The sequence below is a fragment of the Chryseobacterium sp. GM_Chr_2 genome (assembly GCF_026540445.1).
Classification (GTDB): domain Bacteria; phylum Bacteroidota; class Bacteroidia; order Flavobacteriales; family Weeksellaceae; genus Chryseobacterium.
Genome location: NZ_JALNUD010000002.1, coordinates 419,827 through 437,610, shown reverse-complemented (window position 1 = coordinate 437,610; position 17,784 = coordinate 419,827). Strand labels below are relative to the sequence as shown.

Genomic DNA, 17,784 nt, shown 5'->3' with positions numbered 1-17,784 from the left:
TTTAACCGCAAAAGGTTCAAAAGAAATTATTGGAAAATAAGAAATTCAAAAGTTTACAAAATGTATGGTTTATATTCTCGTTTTGCCAGCTTTTGAATAGCTAAATAATAAGAGAAATCTTTTGCCTCTTTTGTGGTTAAAAACAAAAAATAAATTTAAAAATGAAGAAAATTGCAATATATCTGAGTCTTTTCTGCATCGGGTTTTCATCCCTGAATGCTCAGAAAATTGATCGTAAAAAAGTCGTTCAGCGACATAATATCGTCAATATAAAAGCAGATACTTTATCAACTTTAACGGTTGGAAACGGAAAATTTGCCTACACCGTTGACATCACGGGAATGCAGTCATTCCCTGAATATTACAAAAATGGAGTTTCTTTGGGAACTCAATCTGAATGGGGCTGGAACAGTTTTCCGAATACCGAAAAGTTCAAATTTGAGGAAACTTTGAAGCCTTACGATTTCAATAATGACGGAAGAAAAGCGTTGTACAGTGTTCAAATCAAAGAACCGGAACGCAACAAAAAAGCGGTTGAATATTTCAGAGTTAACCAACATCGTTTGCAACTCGGAAATGTTGGAATTGAACTGATTAAAAAGAACGGACAAAAAGCACAGGTTTCAGACATTCAAGACATCAATCAGAAAATTGATTTATGGACGGGAATTATCACCAGCGAATTTTCATTGGAAGGTACTCCGGTAAAAGTTTGGACAGCTTCGTTCCAAAATTCTGATAAAATCGGGGTTAAAATTGAGTCTGATTTAATTTCTCAAAAAAGATTAAAGGTTTTTGCAAAATATTCTTATCCGAGCGGACAGTTTTTGGATGAAGCGGCTTTTTACGGAAATGCTGATAAACATTCTACAAAAATCATTTCTTCAAGCTCAACTCAGGGATTGATTGAGCATAAATTACAGACTGCAGATTATTTCACACAATTGTATTTTACGGAAGGAAAATTAAGCGAATCCGGAAAGCATCAATTCGTTTTCGAACCATCTTCGAAAAGTAAAAATTTAGAATTGACAGTTGAATTTTCAGAGAAAAATCAAAAAACTTCAAAAAGCTTATTCGCTGATGCTGAAAAAGAAAGTATTTCCGGATGGAAAAACTTCTGGGAAAGTGGTGCAGCCGTTGATTTTGAAGGAAGTACCGATAAAAGAGCCAATGAACTGGAGCGCAGAATTGTTCTGTCTGAATATTTAACGAAAGTTCAGTGTGGAGGAAGCAATCCGCCGCAGGAAACAGGTTTGACATTCAACAGCTGGTACGGAAAACCACACACAGAAATGCATTGGTGGCACGGCGTTCATTTTGCTTTGTGGGGAAGACCGGAGATTTTGGAAAAACAATTAGATTATTATTTCAGGTCGTTTGAAAAAGCTAAAAAATTAGCGGAAAGACAAGGTTACAAAGGCGTTCGCTGGATTAAAATGTCGGATAATGAAGGAAACGAAAGTCCGTCTTCTGTGGCTGCATTTTTAATTTGGGAGCAACCGCATTTGATTTATATGACTGAACTTTTGTACCGTCATAACAAAGACAAAAAAGTTTTAGAAAAATATAAAGATTTGGTTTACGCAACAGCTGAATTTATGGCTGATTTTGCAACGTATGACAAAGAAAAAAACCGCTATAATTTAGGAAAAGGCGTAATTCCTGCACAGGAAGTTTTCCCTGCAAAAGATACTTTTAACCCTACTTATGAAGTGGCGTATTGGGATTGGGCATTGAAAGTGGCTCAACAATGGAAAGAAAGATTGGGTGAATCGAGAGATAAAAAATGGGATGATGTGATTACGAAATTGGCTCCGCTTCCGGTTCAGGATGGAGTTTATTTATCGACAGAATCGGCAAGAGATTCTTTCACATTCCCAAAATGGATGACCGACCACCCTGCTGTTTTAGGAGCATTAGGAATGGTTCCTGAATCTCCAAAATTGGATAAAAAGATTATGAAAAACACATTGGATATTGTTTGGGAAAGATGGAACTGGGGTCACACCTGGGGTTGGGATTTCCCGATGACCGCGATGACAGCTGCAAGATTGGGACTTCCGAATAAAGCGCTGGATGCTTTATTTATGGATATTCAGACCAATACATATCTTAAAAATGGTCATAATTTCCAGGATGGTCGTTTGAGAATTTATCTTCCTGGAAACGGCGGTGTTTTAACAACTGTTGCCATGATGTTGGAAGGTTGGGATAATTCGACAGGACAATATCCTGGCTTTCCGAAAGATGGAACCTGGAAAATAAAAGCCGAAGGTTTTAAAAAGATGCCTTAAAAAATTTCACATTCATATAGCTGAAGTCTGTTCTTACGAAGAGCAGGCTTTTTTATTTAAAGTATGATACTCAAAGATCAAGGTTATGATTAAGGTTAACGTAAAGGTTAAAATTGGTCATTATTTTAAAGTTACATATAATTTCCGGGGATTTTGAGAATTTAAACGTATATCAGGTAGTAAATACAATTATTTAAAAATCAACCATTTAAATTAATTTTCAAAATTAAACATGACGAATATCATTTATTGTAAATTTTTGTATCTTTTCTGAACCGTTAACCTCTTTATTACATTAGTTTTTTAAAACTAAAATAATCCTTTGTACCGAAAAGCCATGGCAGAAACGTTTGAAATAAACATTAATGAAAATTCCCGAGTTCCGAAATATAAGCAGATTGTAGATTCTATCCTGAACGGAATTGATGGTGGAGGAATTCAGATTGGAGAAAAAATCCCTTCGATCAATGAGCTCAGCGAATCTTGTTTTCTTTCAAGAGATACCGTTGAAAAAGCCTATAAAGAACTTAGGAAAAGGCAGATTATTGAGTCTGTAAAGGGAAAGGGATATTATATTTCGCGTGTTAATAAAAATGATACCATCAATATTTTCTTCCTGATCAATAAACCGAGTACTTACAAGATGATGATTTATAATTATTTTGTGAATGCAATCGGTTCCAAAGGCAATGTGGAGATGTATATTTACCATTGTGACGAAACGCTTTTTATCAATTCATTAAAGAAAAATTTAGGCGGATTTGATTATTATGTGATTATGCCACATTTTCGGGATGAGCAGTCGAAACACACGAGTTCAACACAGGAAGTTATTGATATGATTGAACAAATTCCGAAGAACAAATTATTGATGCTTGATAATACAAAACCTAATATTTCGGGCGAATACGGCTCTATTTTTCAGGATTTTGAGCATGATATTTATGAAGCATTAGAGGAAGGTTTAGACAAAATCAGGAAATATGAGAAGATCATTTTGGTATATCCTGACAAGTCGATTCACCCCTACCCTTTCCGTATTGTTCGCGGTTTTGAGAAGTTTTGTAAAGATTTTAAATTGGATTATGAAATTTTGGATGAAATTTATCCCGACATGGAATTACAAAAGGATATTTTCATCACCATTCGTGAACGTGATCTGGTAAATTTGGTAAAGCAAATCAGACAGAATAATATGAAATTGGGTGAAGATATCGGCATCATTTCCTACAATGAAACTCCACTGAAAGAATTGCTTGGAATTACGGTTATTACAACAGATTTTAAAGCAATGGGCGAATCTGCAGCGTATATGATCCTGAAAAATAAAAAAGAATCTGTAAATAATGTGTTTAAATTTATTCAGAGAGATTCTTTATAAATTATCTCTTTAAAAACATCAAATGCAATCGATTACATTAACTATTTAAATAAGAAAAATTATAAATTTATTATGATCAAAAAAATAATTTTAGCCATGAGTCTTTTAATGGCAGTAACTATTTTCGCACAGAAAACTAATGATAAAGACGCTGTGACTGCAGCTTCAGAAAAATTAAGACTAGCAATGATCAGCGGAGAAAAACCTGAATTGGAGGCTTTAATTTTACCTGAATTAACTTATGGACATTCTGGTGGACATATTGATGATGCTACAGAATTTGTTGAAAAATTAGTCAGCAAAAAATCTGATTTTGTTACCATTGATATTACTAATCAGAAGGTTGATATTGTGGGAAATACCGCGATTGTACGTCATCATTTATATGCAACGACTGCTGATGCCGGAAAAGCACCCGGCGATGTAACACTGGATATTATCCTGGTTTGGACCAAAGTGAAAAAAGACTGGAAATTATTGGCTAGACAGGCCGTGAAGTCTGAGAAAAAGAAATAAATTGGCTGGAAGCTTGAAGAAGGAAGCCGGAGGTTGTTGAACGCGTAATTCAATAACTTCCAGCCTCCCTCTTCAAGCATCATTACCTAAAAAACTTACTTCACTCTAAAGTTCTGTAACTCTTCCGGTTTTTCACAGCAAACCTGCTCCATTACTTGTCTGAACTGCATTTTAAGCATTTCAATGATATGATCTCCGCCTTTGTCGCCTAAAGCTCCCACAGCATACATGAACGTTCTTCCCATAAAGGTAAATTCAGCACCACAGCTTAATGCACGGGCAACATCCGGACCGGTTCTTACGCCGCTGTCCATCATTATTTTAATCTGACCTTTATATTTTTCGCTGATTTCTTTCACCACCGCAATTGTAGATTCTCCGGCATCCAATTGTCTTCCGCCGTGATTGGAAATAATCATTCCATCGAATCCTAAACGGACTGCTTCTTCTGCGTCTTCATCGGAAGCAACACCTTTAATGACCAATTTTCCTTTCCATTTATCGCGAATGGCTTTGATTCTGTCTGAATTTAATCTTCCGGAAAACGTAGAATTCATGAACTGCCCCAGTTGTTTCACATTCATGTTTTTATCCATGTATTTTTCCATTGTCTTAAAACTTGGAACCCCGTGTTTCAGAATTTCAAGACACCATTCTGGTTTTGCTAACGCTTGGGAAATATTTCGATAATTCAATTGAGGAGGCATTGCCAAACCATTTCTGATTTCTTTGGCTCTGTACCCGAAAGTCGGGACATCAGACAAAACACATAATACATCATAACCAGAAGCTTCACAACGTTCGAGAATATCGTCTCGTAACCATTCTTCTCTCGGATGATATAATTGATACCAAGCTTTTCCTTCCGTTAATTCCGCAATTCTTTCGATACTACTTGTGGTAACGGTACTTAAAATGAATGGAATATTATGTTTAAAAGCTGCTTTAGCCAAAATTTCCGGAGCATTTGGCCACATCAACCCCTGCAATCCAACGGGAGAAATTCCGAAAGGAGCAGAATATTTTACGCCAAATAACTCGGTTTCCATATTGGCTTCTGCATAATTGTTATTCAAATAGCGCGGACGAAGCAGAACGTCTCTCAGCTCGCTTGTATTTCGGTCTCTGTTGATGTTTTCGTTACAGCCACCATCCAAATATTCGAACGCAAAACGAGGCATTCTTTTTTTTGCTCTTTCAATGAGAAGTTCAAGGGAGGCGTAACGCGTATCAAAGGGAAATGCCATAATTTGTTTTTCGTTGTTGGTTGATAGTTGCTGGTTTTACTATTTTGATGTCAACTGACAATCATTAACCAACAACTAAAATATTTTATACATTAAAAATTAAAGGTTGAAGCAAATTCATCTGATAATGTTGCTGTAAAAAGGTTTCATCGATTTCTTTATTAGAAATCACCATCGATGCTCCCAATGCCGAACCCAGCGGCGAATGTGTAGACATCACGCTGTAATCCTGAAAATGGTGAGACATCAGCTTCATAAATACATCATTATCTGTGAATCCTCCATCAATATAAATGGTATTGATTTCTGAATTTCCGATCGCATTTTTTATCGTATGAATCTGTAAATCCATTAATTCAATCATTAACTGATGATAAGCTTCTTCAAATGTAGCAAAAGAATTTAAATCTGTTTCACTAATCATTTTTCTTTTTAAAGCAATTCCTTCAAAACGGAAATACACCGCCTGATGCTTCATCAAATGTAAATATAATTCCTGATCAAACTGTACTTCTCTGTGGAAACCATATTCTTTTCCGTAATGTGCACACAATTTTTCAACCTGAATTTTATATTCATTGCCCATGAAAAAACGCGATGCTTTTACACGTTTTCCGTCGATTCGCATATAATTTAAGCAATTATTTTCGATGTCTTCGTCGGTTAAGCTTTCATCATTAAATGGATTTAAAGAAATACTCCAGGTTCCTGTTGAAAGCAATAAAAACGGCTCTTTTTTACTTAAAATATAAGGCAATAATGCCGATGAAGAATCATGGATTCCTACACCGATTTTGATTTTTTTATTTCTGTACGAAGTATTAATACTCGCAGAAGTCGGAACAATTGGCGGCAATAAAACATCGATTCCTTCTTCGTAAACCCAGTCGTGATAATCTGCTTTATCATAATCCCACAAATTGGTGTGGCAGCCTATCGAAGTAAATTCCGACACACAAATTCCGGTAAACAGATAAGACAGATATTGAGGTAAATGTAGACTGTATTTAATTTTTTTGAAGGTTTCTGGATGCTTATGCTTTAGCCAAAACAACTGCATTCCCGAGTTCAGCATTCCGGATTGTGGAGAGGCTGTCTCGCGGGCAATTTTCAGTTTACTTCCGTGCTTTTCGTAGAATAAATCAAGAATATCCTGATCCATAGGTTTGGTGTAATTGTACAAAGGCGTCAGAACATTTCCTTTCTGATCCAAATGCACAAAACTCGCTCCATACGTCGAGAAGTTGATAGCTTTTACTTCAAAATTTTCATCATCCAAAATGGCATTGAAGTTATCTTTAATCCAGTTTTGCAAGGCTCCAAGATCTTCCGTGGGATAACCGTCTTCATCCGTCGTGAGCGGTAATTCTGTATACTCACGAACAACTTCTTTGTAATTTTTATCAAATAAAAAGAATTTTTTATTGGTCTTTCCAATATCAAATACGATGGTTACCTTTTTTTTAGACATTCTTGGGATGAATTTTTTTTGTCATTGCGAGGAGCGAAGCGACGCGGCAATCTTTTACTTAAACACAAATAACACTAATTTGCTTTATTTTTAAACGTAAAGTTCTCAAAGATTTTTTGGAGTACTATACGTTTTTAAGTTCACAAAGGCGTTTGACTACGTCGAATCTTCGATTTCACTTAACTTAGATCGCAAAGACTAAATTATATTTTATATTTAGTTTCAATAATTTTTTCAACACCATTAAGGAGTGTTCAGATATTAACATTTATACGGAAAAAATCCACTAATTTCCTTAAGCGACGAGGCTTAAAAACCCTAATGATCTAAACACTTTCAACCTTAATGATTAAAAAAATAAGGATACATATAATTAAGGACTTTCGATTGCACCTGAAAGTCCAAATTATCAATTTAATACAGTTTTAAAGCCCTGTTGCTTTTACATTTAAACCTCTTTCGGAGATTAAATTTTCTCTTACTTTAAGATTTCTGTACGCTGAAATCGGGTCTAATGCCGCACCTGTCTGCAATCTCGCTGCTTTTAATAACGGACGAACATCTGTTCTGTAGGCATTCTGTAAAATTTCCTGTGCACGAACTACATCGTTATTCAACTGAGCATCTTTCAATGCTTTTTGATCTACCAAAAGAGCCTGTGCATAAGCAATTAAGATCGCTTCCAAAGACTGAATTAAATCTTCCAACGGATCTTTTATGTTGTGACTCGCATCGATCATCCAAGCCGGATAAGGGTTTTGAGGATTGTTCTCGATTCCGTACACCAATTCGTTGAAAATTAGAAATAATGCATAAGGTTTGATTGAACCTACCGTTAAATCATCATCTCCATATTTACTGTCATTGAAGTGGAAACCTCCTAATTTTCCTTTATACATCAATGTTGCAACAATTTGTTCAATATTTGAATTCGGTAAATGGTGACCTAAATCTACCAACGTGTACGCTCTTTCACCGCAAGCATTTGCCAGCATGAAAGACGTTCCCCAATCCTGAATGGTTGTTGAATAGAAATTCGGTTCGTAAGGTTTATATTCAATGAATAATTTCCAGTCTTCCGGCATTCCTGCGTAGATTTCTTTTAAACTTTGCTCTGTTTTTGACAAAGCTGTCTGGAAATTTAATTGTCCAGGAAAACTTGATCCATCTGCCAACCAAACGGTTAAGCTTTTTGAACCTAATTCTTTTCCGATTCTGATGACTTCTTTATTATGTTCCACAGCATACGCTCTAGAATCTTCATTTACAGCATTTAAAGAACCAAATTTATACGACTGTTTTGCATCTGCCTGATCCTGAAAAGTGTTGGAATTCATGGCATCAAAGATCAATCCGTGAGAAGTCGCTTTTTCTTTAATCGCCGTCACATCGCTGGGAATATCCCAAGGAATATGAAGTGAAATTGCTCCTGCAGAATGCGTTAAAGCGTGAATTAATCCAACATCATCCAACTTTTGTTCTAAAGAAGATGGTTCGCCCCCGTAAGAAAATCTTCCGAAACGAGTTCCTCCCGCTCCCAAAGCCCAACTTGGAATGGCTACCTGGAAATCAGCAATTTTGTTGACAATTTCAGCAACATTTGCACCTGATCTTGTCAGTTTATCTGATAAATACCCAAAGTCTGAATTGAAATTTTCAACCTCGATTTTATTATTTTGTTCAATGATATCTTTTCCTATAATCATGATTTACTTTTTACATTTTTAAATTGAATAAATATTTAAAAAATTCTGAATTTGAACCATTAAGATCATTTAAGTTGTTAAGTTTTTTTAAGACAAATTAAATAGATTTTTAAGTGTACATCTTAAAGCAAAGCTAAACTTAACAATGCTCAACTTCTTAATAAATTCATCAATTTAAAATAATTTGTTTTAAAATTTATCTCGGAAAAGCATTTGCCATTCCACCGTCTACGTTGATGATGTTTCCTGTACTTTTATCCAAAATCGCAACACAAGCGAAAACTCCGTTAGCAATGTCTTCAGGAAGGATAATTTCATTTAGCAAGTTTCTTTTTGCGTAAAATGCGGGTAACTCTTCTACAGAAATTCCGTTGGCTTTCGCGCGACCTTCTGCCCAAGATCCTTCCCAGATTTTACTTCCAACGATTACTCCGTCAGGATTCACAACATTTACTCTTATTTTATCTGCTGCCAATTCTGCTGCCAATAATCTTGTCATGTGTTGTTGCGCTGCTTTTGCAGTTCCGTAGGCTACATTGTTTGGTCCGGCAACTAATCCGTTTTTACTTGCAATGTTTACGATATCTCCGCCTAAACCTTGCTTTTTAACGATCTCAACCCCTGTTTTAACCATTAAGAACTGACCTTTAACCAAAACATCTTCCAGTAAATCCCAGTCTTTTGTTGTTGTATCTTCCAAAGATTTTGAAATCGCCAAACCAGCTGAGTGTACGATAATATCTACTCCACCGAACGCCAAAACTGTTTCTTTGAAAGCATTGGTAATTGCTTCTTCGCTCGTAACGTCGCATAGAACACCAACTGCCTGATCTTTATTGTATTTGGAAGTTACCGCGTCTAACGCTTCCTGATTTAAATCTGTGAAAACCACAACGGCACCTTCGGCAACCATTTTATCAGCAATGGCCTGTCCAATTCCGCCTCCGGCTCCGGTTACCACAGCGATTTTTCTTGATAATGGTTTTTCTTTTGGCATTCTTTGAAGTTTCGCTTCTTCCAACAACCAATATTCGATATCAAAAGCTTCCTGTCTTGGTAATGAAGTGTATTCGGAAATCGCTTCTGCACCACGCATTACATTGATTGCGTTTACATAAAACTCACTTGCAACACGCGTTGTCTGCTTATCTTTTGAGAAACTGAACATTCCCACTCCCGGATAAATGATAATCACAGGATTTGGATCACGCATTGCAGGGCTGTTTGGATGTTTACACGTTTCGTAGTATTCTTTGTATTCTTGTCTGTATTGCTCGAAAAGAGGATTTAGTTTTTCAAGAATAGCTTTAGAATCAGTTAAATCTTCATTTTTATCTAAAGTCAACACCAAAGGTTGAATTTTAGTTCTTAAAAAGTGATCCGGGCAAGACGTTCCAAGCGGAGCCAATCTTTCCAAATCGTTGCTGTTGATGTATTCCAACACGACATCGCTGTCTGTGAAATGCCCAACCATTCTGTTTTCAGAAGAAGCCAAACCTCTTAATAAAGGCATGATTTGAGCCGCTTTATTTTTACGCTCGTCAGCAGGAAGAGATTCTACTTTTTGTCCGCCAAAAACCTGACATTTTTCTTCGATTTTTTTAGCGATATATTCAGAAGCCATCTCGATCACTTCTAAACTGTTGATATAAGATTCGTAAGAAGTATCTCCCCAAGTGAACAATCCGTGGCTGCCCAAAACAATTCCTCTGATTCCAGGATTATCGTTTAAACATTTTTCCAATTGCAAACCTAAATCGAAACCAGGTTTTTGCCAAGGAACCCAACCCATTGTATCACCCCATATTTCCTTGGTAACCGCTTCACTGTCTTTCGCTGCAGCAACTGCAATAAGAGCATCCGGATGAAGGTGATCAATATGTTTGAATGGAAGTAAACCATGAAGAGGTGTATCAATAGAAGGCGCTTTGCTATCTAAATCGAAGATACAGTGATTGAATAAACCTACCATTCTGTCTTCGTCAGCTAATCCTTGATAAACATTTTTAAGGTTACGAAGTCTTTCTGTGTACAAACCTGCAATTCCTTTTCTCGTCAGCGTTCCGATGTCTCCACCTGAACCTTTCACCCACATTACCTCCACTTCTTCGTTAGTTAATGGATCTTTTTCGATGGTTTTGCAACTTGTGTTTCCGCCTCCGTAATTGGTGATTCTAAGGTCTGCCCCCAAGATGTTTGAACGGTATAAAAATAAAGCAACCTGATCATCTCCGAAAGATGCTGCTTTTTCATCATCCCACAAATAGTCTACGTATTTGAATGTTTTTACTTTTTCCATTGTTTATCTTATATTTCTAAAATTCTAAATCAAAATTAGACTGTTATATTTTGTACAGCATCCCGTACTATACTGCTTAATGCCTGAATTAAGGATAAATTAACGTTTATATAATTTTTTATTGAATTTATCTTTTATAATAGCCTGATTTTGATTGTTGGTTATTAATATTTTGTGATTAAGCGTTTAATTTTTATCATTAAAATTTTACCTGTAAAAAATACAGCCATCAATTATTTAATGAATATTTTAAATTATATTGAATTAATATCCAGGCAACTGAGTTAAATTAGGATTATCAATCAACGGATGACCTGCAGAAGCTGCCGCAAAAGGAAGCAATTCTGTCTTATTAGGCACAAATCCGTAGAAAAGACCATCGCCGCCGCCTTCGATCCAGTTTGGATAAGCTCCGCCGTTTTCAGCAGAACCTGTAGGCTTGGTATAAATAATATTTCCAATCTGAAGCTGATTAAACCCAGCTAAGAATCCTGCTGCTTTTCTTGCATTTCCATTGAAGGTACTCGTATAAGCCTGGAACATATTGGTAGGATACCATTTCTCTTCCGTCGTCGTTGTTTGACCGTGAGCCGTTACAATTGCTCTTAATGCTGTCTGGTAAGTCGCATAATTAGCTGAACTCGTCGGAACATTCGTAATCGTTGCAATCTCTGTAGGATTTGTAATATCAATATATTTTAAAGCCAAGTAAGGATCTCCGTAAATCTGTGCGTTTTTTTCAAGTCTGTAAAGACGGTAAACAGGCGTATTGGCATAGGCTCCGGCTTTGTTTGATAAGTTTTTCATTGCCTGTTTTGTGGCTTCAATTTCGCTAGCTAAACGGTTCATTCTGATCAAATCTGTACGAAGGTTAAACTCGCCTGCAAATTCCCACTTACGCTCCTGAACAATCGCCGATTCATAAGCCTGCTGACCAGACGGAAGCGATGCACTTCCAATTCCGGCACGGTTTCTCACCTGCATTAAAGCGGCATTTCCTGCTGCGGTTGGCCCTCCGTTTAAGTAGTTTTGCGTTTCAGCATACATCAATAAAACATCGGCATATCTTAAGACTGGAATATTTAAATTACGGGCATCGGCCGCCTGAGGTGCCACACACCATCCCATTCTGAATTTACCAGCCATAATACATGAGAAAGTAGTTCCAGCGTTCACCCAGGTATCGCTTGCGGCACCACCATTCAAGAAATAAACACTGTATGATGTACAGGAAACATCTCTACGCGTATCTCCCTGATTGAATGACAAATAATAACTCGGAAGCACAAACTGCAATGCTTTTCTTGATCCGTATGTTCCTCCACGAGAGCCTTCATTGGCATATACTCCAAAGGCAGAATTGGTATTAGCTCCATATTCAGCGATCTGCCATAGAACTTCTGTGTTTGTTACGGAGAATTTTCTCTGAGCAAAATTGTACCACAATGCCTCGAAGCCACTTTTACCACTTTGAGCCTGCACCAAAGAATTGGTTCCGCCGTTAATAATGGTTGCACAGGCATTATCCGCAATCTGATACAATTGCTGAACTCTTGTATTATCGCTTCTACGGGACATCATAGCACCGCTTCCGGTACTCAGATCCCAGCGAAGAGAATATCCCGCTGCATATAAAGCCACTCTTGCCAACAAAGCGCTAACACCTTGCTTAGTTAAACGTTCTGTGGTTGCATAGCCACTTTGTGCAAAATTCGGAATAATATTTACCGCTTCCTGAAGATCACCAATAATCTGATCGTAAATTCCGTCACGCGAAGAACGTTTTGGATATAAAGTACTTGGATCATTAGGATCCATTTCATCCAAAGGTTTAAAAACAGAAGGAACATCCCCGTATACGCGGATTAAATTATAATAACAAAATGCACGAATAGCCTTTGCTTCAGCAATCAATACATTTCGTTTTGTACTTTCCGGCATTTTACTCAATCCGCTCACTGCGATATTGGTTCTTTCAATCACCGCATACATTGCCGAGTAAATTCCTGTAACTGTATTCGGAGTGTATGCATCATACTGATAGTTACAGATATTATATTTTGAATTATTGGTAGATCCGTCTTCTGAAGAATGAATCACCGTATCTCCCGCTCCCAGCTGATAATACATTTCTGTAGGAATTACTCCTCTGTAACATCCGAGCACGTACATTTCAGCAGTATCAATATTATTAAATACAGATTCCGTATCCAATGAGTTGTAAGCTGGCTGATCTAAGAAATCCTCGCTGCACGAATTCATAAATAAAACAGCAACAAAAACAGAAGGCAGGATAACTAATTTTCTTAAAAATCTTGGAGAATTATATATATTTTTCATGATTTAAATCGCTAAATGTTAAAAAGTTAAATTAAGACCAAGAACATAACTTCTTGAACGCGGATAGGTTGAACTATCATATCCCGGAGTAACGGTTACTCCGCTCGCCGCTGTAACTTCAGGATCATATCCTGAATACCCCGTAATCGTCGCTAAATTATTCACTGTAAAATAGATACGCGCATTAGACAGCATTACTTTGCTCAAAAATTCTTTAGCAAAAGAATACCCTAAGGTAACCTGAGCAATTCTCAGATAAGAACCATTTTCAACATAATAAGATGAAGGATAAGCGATATTGGCTGTATTGGTATTACTTAAGCTCCAAAGATTTGATGCTTCATTTGGATTCAGCTCTTTTAATCTTGCCAAATTTGTTGTTGCCAAACCTGTATTCGGATCAATTAAATGATAATAATTGTTCCCGAATTCTGAAGGAACGTTCTGAAACATCGCATAAGGACTTAAACTCTGCTTCGTCGCATTGTAAATATCATTTCCAACACTGAACTTCATAAATACTGCCAGATCAAAACCTTTGTAAGAGAAATTATTGCTAATTCCTCCGATAAAATCAGGAGTTCCGTTTCCGATCTTCTGCATTTTTCTGGTAAACTGATCTCCGGCTTCGTTATCCGCCGCAAACTTCATATCACCTGGCTTCGGAGTTCCTGAAGAAGGTTTTACCACACCTGGTTTTAAGCTTAATGTACCGTCTGCATTCTGATTAAAATCATCTGTAGTATAAACTCCCTGATAAACATAGCCATACATATCCCCCAACTGCTCTCCTACCGTTGCGTAGTAAGTAACCATTCCCGTTCTGCTTCCTCCAACACTGAACGTTTTGTTTAACTGCCCACTTTCAAGAGACATTACTTTTGATTTATTGAAAGAGATATTTAAATCGGTAGTCCATCGGAAATTGCTTGATTTAACATTGATGGTGTTCAACGTAAATTCCATTCCTCTGTTTCTCATCGAACCAATATTTTGATATTGCCTGGAGTAGCCTGTAGAAACTGGTATTATCGACTGAAATAACATCTGGCTTACGTTGTTGTTATACCATTCCGAAGTTAATTTAATTCTGCTATTAAAAAATGCCATATCTACCCCGATATTTGTTGTTCTCAACTCTTCCCACTGAAGATAAGGATTCCCCCAATTGGTGCTGGTAACATAGGCAGGATAGCCTTGAGTATTATTCATCGGATAATCCGTCAGTAAAACATTGGTTCTCCATAAATTATTAGAAATTCCGTTATTTCCTGTAACCCCGTACTCTACTCTTAACTTAAAATCATTAAAGTAATTATTGATTTTATGATCTTTCCAGAAATTTTCCTGAGAAACACGCCATGCACCCGCTACTGAAGGAAAATATCCCCAACGAGAACCTTCTGCAAACTTGGAAGATCCATCAGCACGGAATGTTCCTGTAATTAAATAACGGTTATCATAATTATAGTTGACACGCGCGAAATAAGAAAGTAAGCTATTGCTTGATCGGTCTGTATTTTTATCAGCGACTGTGGCGTTTCCGATATCATCCAAACCAAAATTCGGATAAGGAAATTTAATTAATCTCATGCTGCTTCCTTCCGATTCTTCATACCAAATTTCATTTCCAAGCAAAGCATTTACCTTATGTTTCTCACCGAAAGTTTTATTATAATTTAAAGTATTGGTAATCTGATAACGATAACTTTCCGCATTAGCAATATTCCCGTTGATTCCTGTGTTTACAGGATCTGTAAGAAAAGCTCGGGAATTCTGATCTGAAAAAGATGTCGATTTACTATTCGTCCAGCTATATTGCCCCGCAGTTCTCCAGGTAAAGTTTTTTAAAAAGTCAAACTCAATGCCTGCATTGGCAACAAATGTTCTTGTTTTTTTATTGGAAGTTGATGCCTGAGTTTCTATGAAAGGATTTTCTGTATCAAAACCAGAATCTAATGCTGAATAATCAGGAAAAGTCTGCGTATTGAACAATTGATCATCCGTAAATAAAGTTCCTCCTGTAATCGGTTGAAGCAAGATTTTTTTCATCCCAGAATAAGATCCGCCACCATTTACAGAATTATTTGTAAACATCGTATTGAAATCTACTCTTACTCCTTTGTATAACTCTGAATTGATATTTGCTCTCAATGAGTTTCTCGTTTCACTCGAATTCTGAAGTAAACCATCTTGTTTATTGTAATTATAACTGATGAATGCCTGTGTTTTATCACTTCCAACAGAAACATTCAGGTTATGGTTCTGGGTTAGTCCGGTACCTCCCAGCATCTTTTCCTGCCAGTCTAGTGCTGCTACAGAACCGTAACGATCGGCTATTCTCTTAAAAGCACCGGCATTAAATCCTGGTGTATCTGTCCCTAAACTATTGTCAAAAACATTACTCCATTGTGTTGTTTTACCTTGAAGTTGTGCTAACTCATATTGATATTTCACAAACTGCTCCGAACTAGAAATCATATCCAATTTCTTAGAAAGCATATCAAAAGACATGAACGTATTGTAATTAATCACCGTTCTTCCTTTCTTACCACTTTTGGTCTTAATTACGATAATACCGTTCGATCCACGCGCTCCGTAGATGGCAATGGCAGAAGCACCTTTCAACACATCAATACTTTCAATATCATTTGGATTGATCACATTTAGGGCATTATCCAACTGAAAACCATCCACAATATACAATGGATCTGAACTTTGTGTAATCGATGAACCACCTCTTATTGTTACGTTAGCGCTCGCACCGGGAGCTCCACCTGCTGTTACGATATTCAAACCTGCTGCTCGCCCCTGCAATGCCTGTAAAGCATTCATAGCGGGTGTTGCTGCTAAATCTTTTGCTGAAACTGAAGAAACAGATCCGGTAAGGTCAGATTTCTTCACTTTTCCATAACCGATGATGACTACCTCATCAATATCTTTTGTGTTCGTTTTCACACTATCATTTACTCCTTTCTGCCCCCAGACAAAACTAGCTGAAAGCATAAAAGCAGGAAACACGATCCGCTTTATATTCTGATGTTTAATTATTAAAGACATATGTTAGTTTTTATAAGGATTTATAATATTGCATCACAATGTTACATTCTTGTCACATTTCCTGCATCCTGCAATATCCTGTATCCGATTTTTCATAATTTAACTTAATTAGCTATAAATATTTTAGATAAATTTTAAAATTGATAATAATTTGATGATATAATTCAGAATAAACATAAAAAAACACAACACTACTTAGCTCAAGACAAAAAAGGCAGCTGAAAAAATCACTGCCTTACTCAATTTGAATTTTAAACTATATGTTATATGAATATTGTGAAAAATTAATGATTATGTATTCTTTGAGATTTTATCGTAAAGAATTTCCGTATCCTACAATCAGAATTGAAATAAACATCACCGCCATCCCAATCATAATGGTAGAAATGGTTTTCTTGGAGACGCCTTTCCATTCTTTAATGATTACCCCCCACAAATTGGCAATTAAAATGATGAATGCCATGTGCAAGATCCATGAACTTGGGCCGTTCCCCATTTTACTTTCTCCCATTCCGTAGAAGAAAAACTGCAAAAACCACATGGTTCCGGCAAGCGCACAGAAAATAATATTCTTTACAAAGGGAACATTCTTTTTGGTATAATCGCTGTAAGATTTATTTTTAAATGATAAATAAAGACAACCGATAAGATTGGACGCCATACCACCCCAAAGAACAACAACATACGTTACATTATTCTGGAAAAGGAATTCTCCCTGCCCCGGATTGGCAAGCTTCCAAGCATCATTAGCGACAATTGCCATTGGTTTTCCGGCCTCAAGACCAAAATTAAAACATGCACTTAAAACACCTGAAATAATGGCTACAACAAGTCCCAAACCGAATTTATATTCCGTTTTTACCTCCATCCCATGAGGATCAACAGCTTCTGTCTGAAGTTCTTTGTCTTTCATTACTCCGGCTTTTCCGCTGATGATAATGCCGACAACACAAACCAGAAGCCCTAATAAAACAAATTGTCCCCAAGAATTCGAAAGCATTAAACCAATATTATCTTTACCTTCCTGTGGCGAAAATTCATAATAAATGGAAGGCAGAAGTGAGCCGATCACCATCGTCAACCCCAACATAATGCTGCTTCCTAATGCTACGCCAAGATAACGAACGCCCAAACCGTACATAAAACCGCCGATTCCCCAAAGGGCACCGAACATAAATGTTAATCCTAAAATAGATGAACTTTCATTCTGAATAATATCCCAAAAGTTAGGAATGGTAAGAAATGCGGCCAACGGCGGAACGATAATCCATGAAAAAACGCCACCAATCAACCAAAAGGTTTCCCATTGCCATCCTTTTACTTTCTTGTAAGGCAAATAAAAACTGCCCGAAGAAAAACCTCCTAAAAAATGGAAAATAACTCCTAATAATGCATTCATAATTTATTCTTCTTGATTGATTTTGAAAATTAACAAGATGGAACCGATTGCGCATCTTGTACTGTCAT

General features: G+C 36.8%; 10 protein-coding genes. 3 read left to right on the top strand and 7 right to left on the bottom strand.

The genetic code is table 11. The annotated features are described in order from the left end of the window. The first annotated feature begins 161 nt into the window (after nt 1-161). The 3 genes from OXQ85_RS05205 to OXQ85_RS05195 all read left to right on the top strand — a co-directional run bounded on the left by OXQ85_RS05205 (nt 162) and on the right by OXQ85_RS05195 (nt 4,194). Entirely contained in the window at nt 162-2,297 is a 2,136-nt protein-coding gene (locus OXQ85_RS05205; RefSeq protein ID WP_267402754.1) for a hypothetical protein, read from the top strand. A gap of 337 nt (nt 2,298-2,634) precedes the next feature. Then, nucleotides 2,635-3,678 (top strand): GntR family transcriptional regulator, encoded by a 1,044-nt coding sequence (locus OXQ85_RS05200; RefSeq protein WP_267402753.1) that lies wholly within the window; start codon nt 2,635-2,637, stop codon nt 3,676-3,678. A gap of 72 nt (nt 3,679-3,750) precedes the next feature. After that, complete coding sequence (locus OXQ85_RS05195; protein ID WP_267402752.1) at nt 3,751-4,194, top strand: nuclear transport factor 2 family protein; 444 nt, start codon at nt 3,751-3,753, stop codon at nt 4,192-4,194. A 95-nt stretch (nt 4,195-4,289) separates the two neighbouring features. Here OXQ85_RS05195 and OXQ85_RS05190 read toward each other — a convergent pair whose 3' ends face one another. The 7 genes from OXQ85_RS05190 to rhaT all read right to left on the bottom strand — a co-directional run bounded on the left by OXQ85_RS05190 (nt 4,290) and on the right by rhaT (nt 17,716). Next, nucleotides 4,290-5,441, bottom strand: a complete 1,152-nt coding sequence (locus tag OXQ85_RS05190) for an alpha-hydroxy acid oxidase (protein WP_267402751.1) — start codon at nt 5,439-5,441, stop codon at nt 4,290-4,292. A gap of 85 nt (nt 5,442-5,526) precedes the next feature. Beyond that, nucleotides 5,527-6,912: an FGGY family carbohydrate kinase gene (locus OXQ85_RS05185; RefSeq protein ID WP_267402750.1), complete on the bottom strand. Its 1,386-nt coding sequence runs from the start codon at nt 6,910-6,912 to the stop codon at nt 5,527-5,529. Nucleotides 6,913-7,337: 425 nt separating this feature from the next. After that, nucleotides 7,338-8,618: a sugar isomerase gene (locus OXQ85_RS05180; RefSeq protein WP_267402749.1), complete on the bottom strand. Its 1,281-nt coding sequence runs from the start codon at nt 8,616-8,618 to the stop codon at nt 7,338-7,340. 196 nt (nt 8,619-8,814) lie between these two features. After that, nucleotides 8,815-10,917, bottom strand: a complete 2,103-nt coding sequence (locus tag OXQ85_RS05175) for a bifunctional aldolase/short-chain dehydrogenase (protein ID WP_267402748.1) — start codon at nt 10,915-10,917, stop codon at nt 8,815-8,817. 264 nt (nt 10,918-11,181) lie between these two features. Beyond that, nucleotides 11,182-13,257 carry a RagB/SusD family nutrient uptake outer membrane protein gene (locus tag OXQ85_RS05170; protein WP_267402747.1) on the bottom strand — a complete coding sequence of 692 codons (2,076 nt, stop codon included), beginning with the start codon at nt 13,255-13,257 and terminating at the stop codon, nt 11,182-11,184. An 18-nt stretch (nt 13,258-13,275) separates the two neighbouring features. Then, nucleotides 13,276-16,317, bottom strand: coding sequence for a TonB-dependent receptor (locus tag OXQ85_RS05165; RefSeq protein ID WP_267402746.1), 3,042 nt, complete (start codon nt 16,315-16,317; stop codon nt 13,276-13,278). A gap of 310 nt (nt 16,318-16,627) precedes the next feature. After that, entirely contained in the window at nt 16,628-17,716 is a 1,089-nt protein-coding gene (gene rhaT / locus OXQ85_RS05160) for an L-rhamnose/proton symporter RhaT (protein WP_267402745.1), read from the bottom strand. Nucleotides 17,717-17,784: the final 68 nt, after the last annotated feature.